At 37.8% G+C, this 17,077-nt stretch carries 15 protein-coding genes; 10 read left to right on the top strand and 5 right to left on the bottom strand.

Features of this window, described 5'->3' with window-relative positions:
• Window positions 1–26 precede the first annotated feature (26 nt).
• The gene (locus T456_RS0103575; protein ID WP_081748978.1) at window positions 27–1,205 is read right to left on the bottom strand and encodes a replication initiation protein; all 1,179 of its coding nucleotides are present in this window, start codon (window positions 1,203–1,205) and stop codon (window positions 27–29) included.
• 3,356 nt (window positions 1,206–4,561) lie between these two features.
• Between T456_RS0103575 and T456_RS0103580 the strand changes: the two genes are divergently transcribed.
• Window positions 4,562–5,389 carry a ParA family protein gene (locus tag T456_RS0103580; RefSeq protein ID WP_024864945.1) on the top strand — a complete coding sequence of 276 codons (828 nt, stop codon included), beginning with the start codon at window positions 4,562–4,564 and terminating at the stop codon, window positions 5,387–5,389.
• Window positions 5,389–5,961, top strand: coding sequence for a hypothetical protein (locus T456_RS0103585; protein WP_024864946.1), 573 nt, complete (start codon window positions 5,389–5,391; stop codon window positions 5,959–5,961). The genes T456_RS0103580 and T456_RS0103585 overlap by 1 nt, the downstream gene beginning before the upstream one ends.
• 89 nt (window positions 5,962–6,050) lie before the next feature.
• Here the strand turns inward: T456_RS0103585 and T456_RS0103590 are convergent, their stop codons facing one another.
• The gene (locus T456_RS0103590) at window positions 6,051–6,335 is read right to left on the bottom strand and encodes an HU family DNA-binding protein (protein ID WP_024864947.1); all 285 of its coding nucleotides are present in this window, start codon (window positions 6,333–6,335) and stop codon (window positions 6,051–6,053) included.
• Window positions 6,336–6,510: 175 nt separating this feature from the next.
• Entirely contained in the window at window positions 6,511–7,860 is a 1,350-nt protein-coding gene (locus T456_RS0103595) for an MATE family efflux transporter (protein ID WP_024864948.1), read from the bottom strand.
• Between the two features lie 387 nt (window positions 7,861–8,247).
• Between T456_RS0103595 and T456_RS0103600 the strand changes: the two genes are divergently transcribed.
• The 4 genes from T456_RS0103600 to T456_RS21020 all read left to right on the top strand — a co-directional run bounded on the left by T456_RS0103600 (window position 8,248) and on the right by T456_RS21020 (window position 11,640).
• Window positions 8,248–9,186, top strand: a complete 939-nt coding sequence (locus tag T456_RS0103600) for a type I phosphomannose isomerase catalytic subunit (protein ID WP_024864949.1) — start codon at window positions 8,248–8,250, stop codon at window positions 9,184–9,186.
• A 73-nt stretch (window positions 9,187–9,259) separates the two neighbouring features.
• Complete coding sequence (locus tag T456_RS0103605) at window positions 9,260–9,631, top strand: response regulator (protein ID WP_024864950.1); 372 nt, start codon at window positions 9,260–9,262, stop codon at window positions 9,629–9,631.
• Window positions 9,632–9,654: 23 nt separating this feature from the next.
• Window positions 9,655–10,059, top strand: a complete 405-nt coding sequence (locus tag T456_RS0103610) for an amino acid-binding protein (RefSeq protein ID WP_024864951.1) — start codon at window positions 9,655–9,657, stop codon at window positions 10,057–10,059.
• A 264-nt stretch (window positions 10,060–10,323) separates the two neighbouring features.
• Window positions 10,324–11,640 (top strand): IS4 family transposase, encoded by a 1,317-nt coding sequence (locus T456_RS21020; RefSeq protein ID WP_024864952.1) that lies wholly within the window; start codon window positions 10,324–10,326, stop codon window positions 11,638–11,640.
• A gap of 186 nt (window positions 11,641–11,826) precedes the next feature.
• Here T456_RS21020 and T456_RS0103620 read toward each other — a convergent pair whose 3' ends face one another.
• Together T456_RS0103620 and T456_RS0103625 are read right to left on the bottom strand one after the other, a co-directional pair.
• Window positions 11,827–12,609: a class B sortase gene (locus T456_RS0103620; protein ID WP_024864953.1), complete on the bottom strand. Its 783-nt coding sequence runs from the start codon at window positions 12,607–12,609 to the stop codon at window positions 11,827–11,829.
• A 112-nt stretch (window positions 12,610–12,721) separates the two neighbouring features.
• Window positions 12,722–13,072, bottom strand: a complete 351-nt coding sequence (locus T456_RS0103625) for a hypothetical protein (protein ID WP_024864954.1) — start codon at window positions 13,070–13,072, stop codon at window positions 12,722–12,724.
• A gap of 187 nt (window positions 13,073–13,259) precedes the next feature.
• On the opposite strand from T456_RS0103625, the gene uxuA reads away from it, so the two are divergent.
• From uxuA to T456_RS0103645, 4 genes are read left to right on the top strand one after another with little or no spacing between them, the layout of a single operon-like run.
• On the top strand, window positions 13,260–14,336 hold the full coding sequence (uxuA, locus tag T456_RS0103630) for a mannonate dehydratase (protein ID WP_024864955.1): 1,077 nt from the start codon (window positions 13,260–13,262) through the stop codon (window positions 14,334–14,336).
• Between the two features lie 13 nt (window positions 14,337–14,349).
• Window positions 14,350–15,966 carry a mannitol dehydrogenase family protein gene (locus tag T456_RS0103635; RefSeq protein ID WP_024864956.1) on the top strand — a complete coding sequence of 539 codons (1,617 nt, stop codon included), beginning with the start codon at window positions 14,350–14,352 and terminating at the stop codon, window positions 15,964–15,966.
• A 58-nt stretch (window positions 15,967–16,024) separates the two neighbouring features.
• Complete coding sequence (locus T456_RS0103640; RefSeq protein WP_024864957.1) at window positions 16,025–16,522, top strand: hypothetical protein; 498 nt, start codon at window positions 16,025–16,027, stop codon at window positions 16,520–16,522.
• Between the two features lie 17 nt (window positions 16,523–16,539).
• On the top strand, window positions 16,540–17,070 hold the full coding sequence (locus T456_RS0103645) for a CYTH domain-containing protein (RefSeq protein WP_330369681.1): 531 nt from the start codon (window positions 16,540–16,542) through the stop codon (window positions 17,068–17,070).
• Window positions 17,071–17,077 lie beyond the last annotated feature (7 nt).

Raw genomic sequence — 17,077 nt, forward strand, 5'->3', positions numbered from 1 at the left:
AATTGATATATGTTATATAATATATATCAATTATCTAAAAGCATCTTCTCCAGGTCATCCATGTCTAAGTTCTCGCGGTGCTCAAATCCCATAAATCCGCCCTTGCGTGGCTTTTTAGGTTCAGCTTTTTTCAGATAATACTTGTTTTTAATGCAATCTTTCATAAAAGCAATGGGAATTTCAATTGTTGTAGGATAATCCTGCATATATTCGTATGCAAGTTTTATGCTTTCGCAGTCATAGTCGGCTTCTTCTGCTATTTCACGAACTTCCTTTAGTTTAAAATCTGCATGCATGAGTTCATATAATTCATCAAGAATATCATCTTTAACTTCAGCACTGAGTTTTACCGGTTCCTGCTTTACTGCAGACTTCTTATTAACAAAAAATCTTACCCCAACTGTCTTTCTACCGCTTTTGATTGGCTCATATTCCACGATCAGTGATGTTTTCTTATTCAGCTCGTCTCTGACCTTGGACAGTACGTTTCTATTAAAAATCTTATATTCTTTGTACATCGTCTGCCCTGATTTCTCTGCCAGAAGCTCAATTCTGTCATAATCAGGATTTTGTTTCTCAAGCTCAGTCTTTATTTCTTTTGATCCCCCGGAATTAATAATTCCAAGATCTAATTTGAGTTCCGTAAGCATGAACTCAAATATATGCTCCCCGGAAATCTTTGTAATATATTCTTTGCGATCATATGCAGACATTAACATCTCATATAATCTAAGCGAATATACACTCTTTAAGCTGATCGTCTCTTCCAGGCTGAGAATGGTATAACCCTTTTGAAGGTTGACAATTTTATCGGTAAGGGAATTATTATACCTGAGTTTTAAAGTACCGTTTTTAAAAGAGGCGTCTGTTACAACCTGATGAACCTCAATCTTACCGTTCTCTTTATCTTTCATCATCAGTTTCCAGTCAAAAATAGTTGACGTCCCTTTGACCTGGCTGTCGCAGAGAGCCTCAATATGTTCATATAATGACCCGGAGTTGGAATTAAACATCTTTCTTAAATCGGATCCGTATATTGTCGCAACAGCATTATTGGTCTCGTCAATAACTATATGTTGCATACCGATGGCAAAGAGCTTCTGGCTCAGTGCCGTTCCTTTGCCCATGGCATTGATAAGCTCATTAGACTTCTGGTAAGTTTTATTTCTTACAATAAGCTGTTCCCTTTTTTCATCCTGCTGCATGAAGCCACCCCAAATTCCTTTTTTAATCACCTTTGACATTATTTAGAGAAAAAAGTGCTGAAACGCTCTTCCCTTTTTACTGCCCTTACGATTATTATATTCCTTTTTTTGTCACTTTCAATAGTAGAATCACTATATTTTGTGGCTTTATGGATGTTTTAATACCAAAAATAGTTAACTAATACAGTCAACTTTACATTTCCTTTTTTTGTCACCGTTTACATGGGATTTTAATACTTGATTACAAAATTGACTTTTTAGATTAATATAATACGGTCATTTTTGTCCCCTTTTTTGTCACCTTTCCCAAGCCCATCATAATTTGCATTTTTTTGTTTTGCCCGTTCCCTTTTTATTCACCTTTAAGCCCTTTCATTTCCCTTTTTGGTCACTTTTATTTTCACATCTTCCCTTTTTGTTCACCTTTAGTATAATTTATCGCTTATGCCGTTCCCTTTTTAGTCACCCACCGCCCAATATGAATCCCTTTATCTTCCCTTTTTAGTCACTTATCTCTTTCAGGACTATATTACAGATCTCAAATATATATATGGCAAAAATGATTCTTCTTATGCTTCTTTAATCATATATACTAATGCTATTCGGGTGCGCCCTTTTGCATCACTTTACATTCCCTTTTTGTACACCTTTCTTATCTTCTATTCAGGATATAATCCGTAAAAGCCGCTTGATACAAGGCTCTGATACGTGATCCACTTTTTATAACTTAAAATTCCATCCACTATATACGACTTCCCTTTTTAGTCACCCTTTATACCCTTTATGGTACTTGTATTTCCTCTTTCATGTCACTTTTACGGTATCCCGGGTGCGCCCTTTTTAGTCACTTTAAATACTTGTTTGATACACTTCTCGTACCTTTTTACTGCACTTTATATACCTGTTTTAGTCACTCTTAACTGCAACAAACCGCGAATTTATCGCATTTTCACGCCTATCTAATTAATAAAAGAATTGTCGTTTATATATAAAAATAAAACAACACAAAGTCACATAAAAATAACCATCTGCTCCTATCTTAGAACAGATGGCCAAATATTATATAAAATAATAGGCTATCAAGCTTTTAATGCTTTTAATGCTTTCAGTATGGTTTATATTGTAATCCCTGAAGTAAGTACTGCAGTAAAGTATGGTAGATCATTTTTCCATAGGTCAGATTTATGAATGGTTTTGGAGCTTCTGGTCTTTAATTGAACCCAAAAAGATCTTTTATTCAGTTCTAATACTCATATCAATAATAGTGATCGGATAAAGCAGCGAATAATCATATATTGATACTTTTACATATTTGAGCAGCTATGCTTATATATTCTTCGAATATCATTTGAACTCATACTTTTTAGAACTTTAAATTAATGCATCGTTGGAGATGCTATATAGATTTTAAAAATTAACAAATAATATGGAAATAGAATGTTAAATAATCACATAATTAGTACATATAAATAATAACATAAGATATTAAAATAAGACTTAATAAAATGCATAAAATCTGATGCTTGGGTGTGCATATCAATGTGAATAATTAAATAAATTAGGCATATGAGGGATGAGCGATATATTATAAAATTACAATAGATATAGTAAAGAAATAACAAACGGGATCATTTTAAAAGAATGGCGTAAAATGTAATGACTGAACAGATCAATTATTCATCTTAATTTGTTGCATTTTAAATCAAAAACTCTATAATAATAAAATTATATTTAATAAAGGCTTTAAAGGTTGATTAAAACACATAAATACCATGAGTTATTGTAATGCAATTTTACGGTTCCTGACAAATATTATGCAAGAAAAAATGCATTATTCTGTAATTATATCCGACAATAAATGGTGCATGTGATATAAACCCGCATTATTACTGGGATTATACATATATATTGATGCAAGATGAACATGCAATTGCTCGATTTTCTAAAAATAGTTTATATAAATTTTATAAAATTCATTATTCCATCATATATTCAAGTAGATTTATCGTACTAATACCCTCAAAAATCAATACAGAGAAAAACAATTAATAGCACTACAAAATTGATAATAATTAATGATTAAATTCCACACAATGATCCTGAAGCTGGGATCCTGGTTTTCTTGAGAGATTCTTATGCGTAAGTGTATAAAATGTATTGTGTGGCAAGGCTCAAAAAGCTGCCGGATCTTAATGCTAAGTTGGAAATTGACTACGCCAGGCCACCTGGGCAATTGAATAATATGTATTATATATCAATCATATTTAATATACAACAGATAAAATACAAATATATTATAAAATAAAAATATAATATACATGCTATAAACTACAAATAACACATCTGAAAAATATGATATATATTAGTACTATAATATAATTATATCATAATAAAAATATAATACAAATAAAATATCTAATATATTAAATGTAAAGTAAATACATGTAATATATAAAATATAGAAAACATAATTAGTATATAAAATATAATAAAAATATATAATATATAATTATACAAATGATGTATGTAATATATGGCATAATACATCTATAGGATATTCGGGATATATAACATATTTAATGCAAATACCATATAATTATATTGCTGATATATCTAATAGAAACTATAAAAGTCAAATAAATAGTATGACATATATAACATACATAACATACATATCATATATGCAGACATAATACACGAATAAAGTCTATGAAAAAAAATGACATATATGATATATATAATATGTATCGCCAATAAAAAGTATATAAGAATATAATGCTGGCCACTGAGCCTTTTATGTCAGCTTGATCAACAGTAATGCGGAAATGTTGGAATATAAACGAAAAATGTGGAATAGAGTAGTATATCAATATATAACATATATGATATACATAACTATACTTAGTGCTCCGATAACTCATTGAATTTAGTTTAAGTTGCCAGTGTAAGATTAAGGATAAATATATAGCAAATAGAAAATGTTTGGCTCCCGTCAATATTATGCTGACCACAAATAAAATACATAATATATACTGAAAATATGTTATATAACATCTATAATATTCGCAAATGCTCTTAGTAAATTTCAAGTATTGTACCTGTAAAAATAGTACATATAGATGCTAAATGATTTATATTTGATATATAACATATACAATCTGCGGTCATCCGGCTTGTATATTATAGAAATCTCAGAATAAAGAGAATCAATATAAATGTCTCATATATGTTATATAACATTCATAAAAGATATATTATATAAACTACATATTTCTTATTGAAATCAAATAAAAAATCTATTATAATACTTGAGGGAAATAATATATATAACACATATATGTTCCATAGGAGGAGTTATGCGAATAGTAGCTTTTAGTAACCAGAAGGGTGGGGTTGCTAAGACCACATCCAGTTATGCAATGGCTGTTGGCCTTGCAAAAAGGGGGAATAAGGTTCTTGTAATTGATGCAGACCCACAGGAAAATTTATCAATGACAGCAGGAATAGATCTTAATGACATTGACCCTGATCCTGAAGATATAGATGCCTTGTCGCCGGAGGAACAGAAATATTTTGAAGAAAATGTACCGGCTAAACTATTCGAGGTAATGAAGGGAGAGAAGGATATAAATAAAGCCATTATCCCTATTGCGGAGAATCTTGATCTCATTGTCGGAGGGATTGATCTTGCTTCTGCAGATATGACCTTTAATGATCTTGGAAGAGAAAGACTTATTAAAACAGCATTTAAGAAATTAAAAAAGAAGTATGATTACTGCATTTTTGATTGCAGCCCTGCGTTGGGCGTAGTTTTAATGAACATTCTTACGGTTGCTGATGAGGTTGTTATTCCTTTGGAACCGGGGGCATATTCTTTACAGGGATTAAGTCGACTGTATAAGTTTATAGATCAGATTCATGAGTATACAAACGATAAACTTAAGGTTGACGGAATTTTGGTCACTAAAGTCAGAAACACAGCAAATTCCAAGATTTGGATCAATGATATTGAGGAAAAGGCGGAACTTCTTGGAACCAAGGTATATAAATCCAAGATTAGATTAAATGTTTCGGTAGAAGAAGCTCAGACGATGAAAATGGACATATTTGAATATTCATCTGGATCGGCAGCTGCGAGAGATTATGACGATTTTATAGATGAGTTCCTTGAGGAGGATGAGTGATGGGTAAAGCAGACAAATTGCAAATGGGCGCAAAAAAGACCGGAAGAGGATTGTTTGCAGATATGCAGTCGCTGAAAGGCAGAGAAGAAGCGGCAACAGCAGACAATAAAGTAACAAGCGATACCGTAAAAACAGAAAAAGCGACCAAATCAGTCAAGAAATCAGAGCCTGTTATTGAGGCTCCGGCAAAGAATGAAGATATTCTTAGTACAATTATGGAACCTGCGCCGGAATCTGTGCCTATTGAACCAAAGGCTGAAATAGAGAGCAAGCCTATTGAGTCACCATCGGAAATTATCGAGGAAGTTCAGACAGAAATTAATAAAATGGAAAATAAGCCCAAAAGAGAGGTAGATAAGTCCACCAGCAGATACGAAAAAGATAAATTCCTTTTGCTGGATATCAGAGGATACAGAGATTACGTAGAGCATATGTCCAAGGCGGCAAATATGTCCGCAACAAAGTATATCAGAGGCCTTATAGAGAAGGATATGGAAAAAAACAGGGATATATATGATGCCCATAAGAAACTGGAACAGATGTTGATGAACAGAACTGCCGGACAGCAGTAAGTATATCAAACTTGCGGTTACAGCAATAATATCAATAAAAAGCCCCCAGATCATAGATCTGAGGGCTTTAGTTATTTCATAAACAGAGATTATTTCTTCTTTCCGTTAACAGCGTCCTTGAGAGCCTTACCAGCTTTGAATTTAGGAACTGTAGCTGCAGGAATCTTAATAGCTGCACCAGTCTGAGGATTCTTACCTGTTCTAGCTGCTCTCTTAGCAGTCTCGAATGTTCCGAAGCCTACAAGCTGAACTTTGCCTTTTTTCTTAAGCTCTTTAGCAACAACATCTGTGAAAGCCTTAACAGCCTTCTCAGCGTCCTTCTTGGAGAGCTCAGTAGCCTTTGCGATAGCATCAACAAGTTCTGTCTTATTCATGGATTATACCTCCCTCAAATAGAGTTATTTAACTACTAAACAAGATTTTACACCTATTTATGCGCCATCACAAGATTTTAAAGACGAAAAACTGCATAAATTAAAAGTGTTTTTTAGTGCATAATTCTGAAAAAGCGCAGAAATATTGACTTTTTTCGAATTGTGATGCTGAGATTTACAGTACAGACACGGTTTGGCGGTATAGCTTTCTGAAAAAGTACGATGATAGCAGTAAAGAAGAGAGTTCAGCAATAGGGAATGCACACCAGACAAGATCAAGAGATCCTGTTTTCGATAAAAGCCAGGCAACGGGGATCAAAACTACAAGCTGCCTTCCCACAGATATGGCAAGTGAATAAATACTCTTCGAAAAGGCCTGGAATATAGAACCCATTGCTATACATAGGCCGGCCAAAGGGAACGAAAGGCTTATTATTCTAAGAGCCGGTATACCCATTAGAAGCATATTATCAGAAGCAGTAAAGAAGCTAAGTAGAACATCAGGAATAACCAGGAAAGTGACCATTCCTACAAGCATTATGGAGACAGCCAAAATAATGGCAAACTTTAAGGCTTCTATTATCCTGGCCTTTTTCCTTGCTCCATAGTTATATGCAAGGACAGGAATAAGACCGTTGTTCAGGCCAAATACAGGCATAAAGAAGAAACTCTGAAGCTTGAAATAAACGCCAAATACAGCTGTAGCTGTAGATGAAAAACTTTCCAGTATCCGGTTCATCATATATGTCATGGCTGATCCTATGGACATCATGAGAATAGAAGGAACGCCTACAAAATATATTTCCTTTATGACCTGGAGACTTGGATGGAATATAGACTTCAGGGACAGCTTTATATCTTTATTATAATGAAGATTACAGTACAGACCGATAAGAGAGCCAACCAGCTGCCCAAGAATTGTTGCATAAGCGGCACCGGCAACTCCCATTTCGGGGAAGGGACCAAGTCCGAAAATAAAGACAGGGTCAAAAATAATATTTGTAATAGCTCCAGAAGCTTGTGAGATCATGCTGAATACAGTCCTTCCGGTAGACTGAAGAAGTCTCTCGAAAGTGACTTGGAAGAATAGAAACACTGAGCAGGTACATATTATACTAAGGTAAGTGTTGCCGTATTCATGGATTATGGGGTTATGTGTTTGGGATGCTATAAAACTGCCAGTAAAAAATATACCTATAAAAAGAAATACAGCGTAATTAAATACAGTAAGCAGCAAAGATGCGTTAGCGGCACTGTCGGATATATCAAATTTCTTTTCCCCAAGAGATCTGGATAAAAGGGCATTAACTCCGACACCGGTACCTGCTGCGAGGGCAATCATAAGATTCTGCATCGGGAAAGCAAGGGTTACGGCAGTGAGAGCTTCTTCGTCTATCTGAGAAACAAAGATGCTGTCCACAACATTGTATAGAGCCTGAACCATCATTGAGATCATCATGGGCAATGACATCGTCACTATCAGCTTTTTTATGGGCATAACGCCCATCTTGTTCTCTTTTGTCATAGTATTTCCTTAATATATTTAATGTTTAAAACGTTGATATTACAGGTTAGAAGTATATCATTTAGAAATAAATGTTTCAATTTAGAAAGGGCGGATTGCAATTATATTTTAAAACATTAAAATTTGTGCAATATTTTGTGAAAAAAGGATTGCATAATTTTTTTCAATATGATAACTTATTCTCGCTCGAGGAGAGCAGTCTGGACGGTTCCGTTAAAAAAATACGCATCAGTCGTATAAAAACTTGATCGCATCACCACTGTATGAGAAGTGGTGGTGCGATTTGTCTTTTCTGCGAAAAATATAATAAAATATAATAGGTATTGATTTTATTTCTATTTAAATGCAAAATGGATAAAGCGCTTTTTAGAAATAAACGGAGTTTTTATGAGTATATACAGATTAAAACCCACCTGTAAGGATTATTTATGGGGTGGGCATAAACTAATAGATGAATATGGAGTGGATTATTCCGGAGATATATGTGCGGAAGCATGGATACTATCAGGCCATAAGGATGGAAAATCTTTTGTCTGTACGGACAAAGGAGATATTTCTCTTACAGACTTCATAAATGATCAGGGAAAAGAAATTCTTGGCGAAAGCTGCAGGCAGTTTAAAGAATTTCCGCTTATTATAAAGCTTATTGATGCCAAGAAAAGTCTTTCTATACAGGTTCATCCGGATGATGCGTATGCACAGCTCCACGAGGGGCAGCTTGGTAAGACTGAAATGTGGTATGTGCTTCAGGCGGAAGAAGGAGCTTTTCTCTATCAGGGATTCAGTCATGGCATAGGAAAGGCTGAGTTTGAGCAGAGAATCAAGGACAACACTTTAGAAGAAGTACTGAATAAGGTATATGTGAAATCCGGGGACGTCGTTTTTATAGAACCGGGGACTCTTCATTCCATTGGAGCGGGAATCCTTTTGCTGGAGGTACAGCAGAGTTCCAATGTGACATATAGGATATATGATTACGGAAGGCTTAATGCTGATGGAAAACCCAGAGACCTTCATATTAAGCAGGCGCTTGAAGTTACTAAGCTGGAAAAGCCCAATATGGAAATACCTTCAAAAGACGGTTCTGCAGTAACATGTGATTATTTTGATGTGAAGCCTGTTAAAGTGACAGATGAGGCTGGCTACACCGGTTTTTCAGGGAAAAGAAGCTTTGAATGTCTTATGGTCATCGAAGGTGAAGGAACAGTGGTTTCCGGTGATGATTCTTTTGCCGTGAAGAAGGGAGACTCACTGTTTATTCCGGCTAATGAGGGAAGCTATACCTGCAATGGGAATTTTGAGGCAATAATAACGTCAATTCCGTGAAAACACTAGCGTATTGTTTATCGGGCATGATAAGATAATAGAAGCAGAAAAATGTTTAATACAGGAGATAATTATGCAAAGGAAAGTACTTATCGCTGATGACACTGCTTTAATGAGAGAACTGATCAGAGGCGCGCTGCCTGCTGAGGAATATACCATTGTGGGTGAGGCCAAGTCAGGCGTTGATGCTGTTGAGATGTATAAGTCAACAAACCCTGACGTAATGATTCTGGATATCAATATGCCCAAGATGAACGGAATCGACGCGCTCAACGAGATCATGAAGATTGATCCTAAAGCCAAGGTTATAATGTGCTCAGATCAAAAGTATGATTCCATGATAATGATGGCATTAAAAAAGGGTGCAAAAGACTTTGTCATTAAGCCTTTTACATCTTATGACATTCTTCTGGCTGTAAAGAAGCTTTTTAATGATCAGGACTAAGAGGTGAAAGAGAGAATAATAATATGCTTAAGCAGATTTCCATATATGCAGAGAATAAAAAGGGATGTTTCCAGGATATCACTGGACTTCTTAACAGTAACGGGATCAACATCCTTGGATCGGTAACTAACGATTCGGCAGAGTACGGTATTATTCGAATGGTGGTTTCGGATCCGGACAAATGTCTTGAGGTGCTTAACTCAAGCGGTTATCTTTGCAAGGCTACACCGGTTCTTGCGGTAGAGTGCCCGGATGAAGTCGGTGCTTTGGATAAAATTTTAAAGACTTTATATGCAGGCAATATCAATGTGAATTATATTTATCTGTCATTTAACAGAGATTCAGGCCTTCCTATCATGGTTATGCACACCGATGATGTGGCACAGGTTGAGAATATTCTTACAAATCACGGATACAACTGTATGTGATGAGACAGCTAATACTTTGTTATATAACATAAATATTATATATGTGGCATTATAAAAAGGAGGAGGCCCTTGGGCCAATGTCATTAAGTTAAGGTGACACTATAAAGATCTCTACATCAGAAATGATGTAGGGGTCTTTTTTTCTGAAAAAATGTTGACATAAAAGCTAAAAAGTGCGGCCGCTTTCGCTACTGATTTTATTTAGAGGTAGCGAAAGCGGCCCTTGAAATTGTAAGCATAATTCTCGATTTCAAGGAGGTGCACATGAAACCCAAACAACTAAAAAATCTTTTGATGTCAAATATTCGTAGAGTAGTGAAAAACTCTAAATTGTATTGCGTCAATCCAGAAAAGGATTTTTCACGCAAAAGGAAACTTACTATGGAGAAATTGATCACAGGCATAATCGGAATGCAAAGTGGAAGCCTTACTAATGAATTGATAGATTTTTTTAATGCATCGTCTGATGTTCCTACTGCTTCAGCGTTTTCGCAACAACGTTGTAAGATCAGTCCTAATGCTTTTCTGAAAGTATTCCGCGAGTTTTCTCATGAAATAACCAGTACATTTAAAGAAGAGATTCATTTATTAGCGGTTGATGGTTCCAGAATTCAAATAGCTACCGCCCCAGAAGATACCGACTCATTTTATCTTGGCTCAAATGGCCAAAAACCATACAACTTACTACATTTGAATGCGCTGTATGATCTTAAGCATTGTATCTATAGTGATGCTATTATCCAAAAAGATAGAATAGCCAACGAACATAAAGCTTTTGCAGAAATGATAGATAGATCAAATATACCAAAAGCCATTGTAATTGCTGATAGAGGCTATGAATCTTATAACAACATGGCTCACGTTCAAGAAAAAGGATGGTATTTTCTTATTCGTATAAAAGATGGAAAAACGGGAATGAAAGAGGGTTATGACCTTCCAAAGAAACCAGAATACGATGTACCTATATCCGTGAATTTGATACGCCGACAAAACAAAGAAACCAAAGAGTTATACAAGGACAGGAATCATTATAAATTTATAGCAGCCACTTCGACATTTGATTATCTTCCATCAAAATCAAGAAAAGCAGATCCAACACTTAGTTATAATCTTAGATTCCGGATTGTTCGATTTAAGATCTCAGAAAATGGCTATGAAACGGTACTCACTAATCTTGAACCAGATACATATCCGCCAGAAAAGCTAAAAGAATTATATGCAGTTCGCTGGGGAATAGAAACATCTTTCAGAGACCTGAAATATACAACAGGAATGCTGGATTTTCATTCAAAAAAGGTGATGTGCATCCAACAAGAAATCTACGCACATCTTATTATGTATAACTTTGCTGAAATGATTACCTCGCACGTAGTCATTGATAAAAAGCAAAGGAAACATACATATAAAGCGAATTTTTCGGTTGCAGTGCATATGTGTAGATTGTTCTATCGAGGAAAGGCATCATCACCTGATTTGGAAACCATTATATCAAAAAATCTAGTTCCTATAAGGCCAGATAGACATCGGGAAAGAAAACTAACTGGCAAGATATATCATAGTTTCCTATACAGAGTAGCATAAAAACAATAAGCTGCATAATTTTATTTTGGCGGAGAAAATCCGTCTATTTGCTATGCCCTAAAAAGAAGAAACTGAGGATGAAGAGTAAAATACTTCATCCTCAGTCTGTTGCCATTTTTGTATTGTCATACTAACTTAATGACATTGGGCCCTTGGGCTTCCTCCTTTTTGCTGATGTCATAAAAATCACGGTGTTTCCCAGGTCTGAACCTTTGCGGCATGGATTACAAATCTTCTTCCACTGCCTGACCTTCCGCTGCAGGTAGAAAGCGTCAGGATTGATGGCCTTTCGGAAAAGCTCATGTCCTTAGGAATCTGGAATATGGTGTTTCTCTTGATATAACCAAGGAAATCGTCATACTCTTCATCGGTTGTAACCACGGAATAGGCATCGCTGCCGACTGTGGTCACGTAGTATGCAAATATTTCATACTTGTATACGGCTTTTTCAGTGTATACGTAGATAAATGGATCAGATTTTATTGCATCACGATCTTCGGTCTGGCTAAGCTGTTTGAATTTGCCGAACATGGAGCCGTTTCTCATGTTATGACCAAAGATTATATCATGCATACCGTTGAAATCGGGGCTGCTTAGGATATCAATAAACAGGCATCCTGCATTGTTTCGGGTGCCGTCAAAAGTCTTTTTGATATATTCGTCTATTTCATTCTCCTGAACCACAGGATAGCTTATATCAAAATATGGGAAATATAGCCAGCTGACAAAATCCGGGTTGATTGCCTCAAGCATGCTATAGCTGACACCAAGGTCCGGAAAGGTTTCTCCGCCATCTGCAGGTCCTGCCTGCTGACCTGTGGAGACGCCGGTATTATTATTTAACAGTTGTTCATATTCAGTGTCGGCAATCGCATACTCCTTGTTGTCATTATAAAGGCTGATGGCCTCGTAAATAATAACAATAAGGCATATAAGAATGGCAACAATTCGCAAGATCTTGAATTTCATGCGCAATCCTTTCGTTAATATGTTGTATTCAATTAATTCTATATCTCATATGGTAATAATTCAAGTATGGTTAAAGGGCAAAAAAATACTGCACCTTTGCAGGTGCAGCTTTTTATAAGATACTTTCCATTGCGGAGTTCATGGCAAAGCTGACTCTGTCGTTCATATCGTCGGTCAATTGAACATTGAGCATCTCTATAACTCTGTTATCAATGGAGTAGCCCAGGCGGCTTGCATGCATCCTGAAATCATCCTGATGAGCCATTTCATAGCTTTGCCGCATGCTGCTGTTAACAGCTTTTGTGGCTATCATTGAATCATAGGCTTCTTCAAAGGCTTCTCCAAACTTTCGTTTAAGCTCGTCATCGATCACGGGAGAGCTTGAAATGGCATTTTCTACAGGCTCTTTATTGAGGTATGTACTTGTGATTCTGTTGGCTGAAGCTAAAAAGTTGAAATCCATACAAATGTCCCTTCCAATTTTTACAAATTATATATCGGAGCCGGTTTTGATTTCTTAAGGGCAATATTATTGACAGCAATATTTGCAAAGTTGGCAACAATTTATTCTATTCATATTTCAAGATTTCAGGCCTATAGTACAGGTAAATACTTAGTAAATCACTAATCGAATATAAAGGAGAAAGACTATGGAAATGACACTTCGCTGGTACGGGAGCAAGTATGATACTGTAAAGCTTTGGCAGATCAGACAGATTCCCGGCGTAAAAGGTGTAATCACCACTCTCTACAATAAACAGCCCGGAGAACTGTGGGAGCAGGATGAGATCAGTGCTCTGAAGAAAGAGGTTGCGGCTGACGGGCTTCATATTGCGGGAATAGAATCAGTTAATGTTTCAGACGCCATAAAGGCAGCTACGGCAGACAGAGATCTGCATATCGAGAACTATATCAAAACACTTGAAAACCTCGGAAAAGAGGACATTCACCTTGTGTGCTATAACTTCATGCCTGTATTTGACTGGACAAGAACAGAACTTGCAAGAAAAAGAGAAGATGGTTCAACGGTTCTTGCCTACAAGCAGGAAGCTGTAGATGCCATAGTCCCGGAGAAAATGTTTGAGACCCTTGCGGGAGATACAAACGGCGCAGTGATGCCGGGCTGGGAACCTGAAAGAATGGCACATGTAAAAGAACTGTTCGAGTTATATAAAGGCATTGATGAGAATAAGCTTTTTGAAAACCTGGTATATTTCCTTGAAGCGATCATGCCTGTTTGCAATAAGTATGATATTAAGATGGCAATTCATCCCGATGATCCTGCATGGTCAGTGTTCGGGCTGCCCAGGATAATCAACAGTGAGAAGAATATCCTAAAGCTCATGAAGGCTGTTGATGATGTTCACAACGGAGTTACCTTCTGCTCAGGGTCATATGGTACAAGCCTGGAAAATGATCTGCCACATATGATAAGAGCCCTTGAAGGAAGGATACATTTTGCACATGTTCGTAATCTGAAGTTTATTTCTCCCACGAACTTTGAGGAAGCGGCGCACCTTTCTTCTGACGGAACCTTTGATATGTATGAGATCGTAAGGGCACTTTATGAGACCGGTTTTGATGGTCCCATCCGTCCGGATCACGGAAGAATGATCTGGGGAGAAGTGGCAATGCCCGGGTACGGACTCTACGACAGGGCATTGGGGGCTACTTATATAAACGGTCTGTGGGAGGCAATAGAGAAGGCTGCCACAGCCAGAAGGTGAGGTAACATGCGTTATGAAAATAAATGAAGAAAATATGGCCAATACCAAGTGGCAGGATAAAGGTTATTTTGTTCCATCATTTGATAGAAAAGCTATGGTGGAGAAGACAATGGAACAGCCCAAGTGGATTCACTTTGGAGCTGGTAATATTTTTCGGGCTTTTCAGGCCAACCTCGCACAGAGGATGCTGGAGAACGGATGGGACGATACCGGAATAACCGTTGTAGAAGGCTATGACTACGAGATCATAGAAAAGATGTATCGGCCACACGACAATCTTTCTTTGCTGGTAACTTTAAAGGCCGATGGAAGCGTGGATAAATCAATAATTGCAAGTATTGCGGAATCGTGCATTCTTGATTCTTCAGATCCGAAGGAGTTTGACAGGCTAAAGGAGATTTTTAGTGCTGACTCCCTTCAGATGGCCACATTTACCATAACTGAGAAGGGCTACAGCCTTACCAATGCAGCCGGAGAAACAGTTTCTGCTGTTGCGAAGGATTTTGCAGAGGGGCCGATGCAGCCTGAAAGCTATATCGGAAAAGTGTCAGCTCTTTTGTATGAAAGATTTTTAGCCGGCGAAAAGAAGATAGCCATGGTCAGCACAGATAATTGTTCTCATAATGGCGATAAACTGTTTGATGCAGTACATGCTTTTGCCAAGGCCTGGGTAGATAACGGGAAGGCTGAAAAGGCCTTTCTTGACTACATTGAGGATGAAAACAAGGTGAGTTTCCCCTGGTCAATGATTGACAAAATAACTCCAAGGCCGGACGATTCAGTCAATGAGATTCTTAAAAAGGACGGAGTAGAGGATCTGGATCCGGTGGTAACCTCACTGAAAACCTGGGTTGCACCATTTGTGAACGCTGAGGAAAGTGAGTATTTGGTAATTGAGGATAAGTTCCCCAACGGAAGACCGCTGTTGGAGAAGGTGGGAGTGATATTTACCGATAAGGAAACGGTGGACCGGGTTGAGAGAATGAAGGTTTGCACCTGTCTTAACCCTCTTCACACTGCGCTTGCGGTATATGGCTGTGTTTTGGGGTACAAAAAGATCTCGGATGAGATGAAGGATCCTGCTCTTCTTAGTCTTGTAAAAAACATAGGTTACAAGGAGGGACTTCCGGTAGTTACCGACCCGGGTGTCATAAAGCCGCAGGAGTTCATCGATACTGTAGTTAATGTACGTATCCCCAATGTGTTCATGCCTGACACACCTCAGCGTATAGCGACAGATACGTCACAGAAGCTTGCAATACGATTTGGCGAGACGGTTAAGGCATATTCTGCCTCTAATTGTCTTTCTGTGTCAGATTTAAAGTTTATCCCATTGGTATATGCGGGATGGCTCCGTTACCTTATGGGGATCAACGATGCGGGAGATGCTTTTGAGCCCAGCCCGGATCCGCTGCTTGAGAAAGCTCAGAGTTATGTAAAGGATATCTGTCTTGGGGAAACCAATGAAGATACTTTGAGAGCTGCTGTTTTGCCCCTTCTTAAAGATTCGGCCATATTCGGGCTGGATTTGGAGACAGCGGGGCTTTCTGATCTTGTGATAAGCTATTTTGCGCAGCTCAACGCAGGAAAAGGCGCAGTCAGAGCTACATTGGACAGGTATTGCAAATAACCCGGAAATTCGGGTATCATGGTCATAGAAACGTCCACTAATTAAAAGGTAGACCACTATGACCAATATCGACAAGAAAATAAAGAAGAATCTGTCCGCCGAGAGGCGAAAACGGGCTGAAAACAGCTCTTTTGACAAATGCTTTTTCAGTCTGAAGAACGTAGATGACAACTCCTACGATATGGTTGAGAAGCTTAATCGTCTCTTTGGACCCATTGGGGCAGAATTCAAGATAGAACACAGGGAGCTTTCCGATGAAATATCATCGGACTCCCTTGTTGTGTTTTTCAGGCCTGAACAGGTGAAGTACAAGACTAAGCGGGCTGCCGGGAGAAAGCGTAGCTATATCTCCTATGAGGAAGACGGAATAACCTACAGGGCAACTGTAAATCGTATCCGGCAATTGATTTCACGATATGGTGCGATAAGAGCGGCAGAAATGATAGGGATGAACAAGTCCGGAATGTACAAAAGACTCAAAAAGGCCATGGATTCCGGTATACGGCTTCAAGCCGGTGACAGGGATGCTCTCGGTGAAGACGATATTCTGTTTTAGCAAAAGGAGGATAAACTATGGGAATCGAGATAGAGAGGAAATTCACGGTAAGCACTGCGCCTGAGAACCTGCAGGAGTATCCGGTACATGAGATAGAGCAGGGATATCTTAATGTCAGTCCTGCAATAAGGGTAAGGCGTCAGGACGATAAGTATATTATGACCTACAAAGGGGAAAAGTCCCGGGTAGAGGGCGAGATTGGACAGGTAGAGTATAATATGCCTCTTGACGCACAGTCTTACGAGCACATGGCAGCAAAGGCAGACGGTATTGTTATCAGGAAAAAGAGATATCTTGTCCCGCTCAACAGCGATGCTTACACTTCTGAATATCTGAGCCGCCGCCCGGAGATAGCGGAAATGCTTGCGGAGGGGAAGATAAAGATAGAACTTGACGTGTTCTCAAGCCCCGCTGATATAGGAATGCTGGCGGAGGTGGAGTTTCCTGATGAGGACAGTGCCAGAAATTATAAGAAAGCAGATTGGTTTGACGAGGATGTTACAGGTAATATCCGGTACAGCAATGCACAGATGAGCCGCGGTCAGTAACGGAAAG

The organism is Butyrivibrio sp. FCS014 (assembly GCF_000526935.1).
Taxonomy (GTDB): Bacteria; Bacillota; Clostridia; order Lachnospirales; family Lachnospiraceae; genus Butyrivibrio.

Excerpts from the sequence above, each read along its gene's own strand:
- T456_RS0103575 (WP_081748978.1), bottom strand. The coding sequence starts at position 1,205 with ATGCAGCAGGATGAAAAAAGGGAACAGCTTATTGTAAGAAATAAAACT.
- T456_RS0103580 (WP_024864945.1), top strand. The coding sequence starts at position 4,562 with ATGCGAATAGTAGCTTTTAGTAACCAGAAGGGTGGGGTTGCTAAGACC.
- T456_RS0103585 (WP_024864946.1), top strand. The coding sequence starts at position 5,389 with ATGGGTAAAGCAGACAAATTGCAAATGGGCGCAAAAAAGACCGGAAGA.
- T456_RS0103590 (WP_024864947.1), bottom strand. The coding sequence starts at position 6,335 with ATGAATAAGACAGAACTTGTTGATGCTATCGCAAAGGCTACTGAGCTC.
- T456_RS0103595 (WP_024864948.1), bottom strand. The coding sequence starts at position 7,860 with ATGACAAAAGAGAACAAGATGGGCGTTATGCCCATAAAAAAGCTGATA.
- T456_RS0103600 (WP_024864949.1), top strand. The coding sequence starts at position 8,248 with ATGAGTATATACAGATTAAAACCCACCTGTAAGGATTATTTATGGGGT.
- T456_RS0103605 (WP_024864950.1), top strand. The coding sequence starts at position 9,260 with ATGCAAAGGAAAGTACTTATCGCTGATGACACTGCTTTAATGAGAGAA.
- T456_RS0103610 (WP_024864951.1), top strand. The coding sequence starts at position 9,655 with ATGCTTAAGCAGATTTCCATATATGCAGAGAATAAAAAGGGATGTTTC.
- T456_RS21020 (WP_024864952.1), top strand. The coding sequence starts at position 10,324 with ATGAAACCCAAACAACTAAAAAATCTTTTGATGTCAAATATTCGTAGA.
- T456_RS0103620 (WP_024864953.1), bottom strand. The coding sequence starts at position 12,609 with ATGAAATTCAAGATCTTGCGAATTGTTGCCATTCTTATATGCCTTATT.
- T456_RS0103625 (WP_024864954.1), bottom strand. The coding sequence starts at position 13,072 with ATGGATTTCAACTTTTTAGCTTCAGCCAACAGAATCACAAGTACATAC.
- uxuA (WP_024864955.1), top strand. The coding sequence starts at position 13,260 with ATGGAAATGACACTTCGCTGGTACGGGAGCAAGTATGATACTGTAAAG.
- T456_RS0103635 (WP_024864956.1), top strand. The coding sequence starts at position 14,350 with ATGAAAATAAATGAAGAAAATATGGCCAATACCAAGTGGCAGGATAAA.
- T456_RS0103640 (WP_024864957.1), top strand. The coding sequence starts at position 16,025 with ATGACCAATATCGACAAGAAAATAAAGAAGAATCTGTCCGCCGAGAGG.
- T456_RS0103645 (WP_330369681.1), top strand. The coding sequence starts at position 16,540 with ATGGGAATCGAGATAGAGAGGAAATTCACGGTAAGCACTGCGCCTGAG.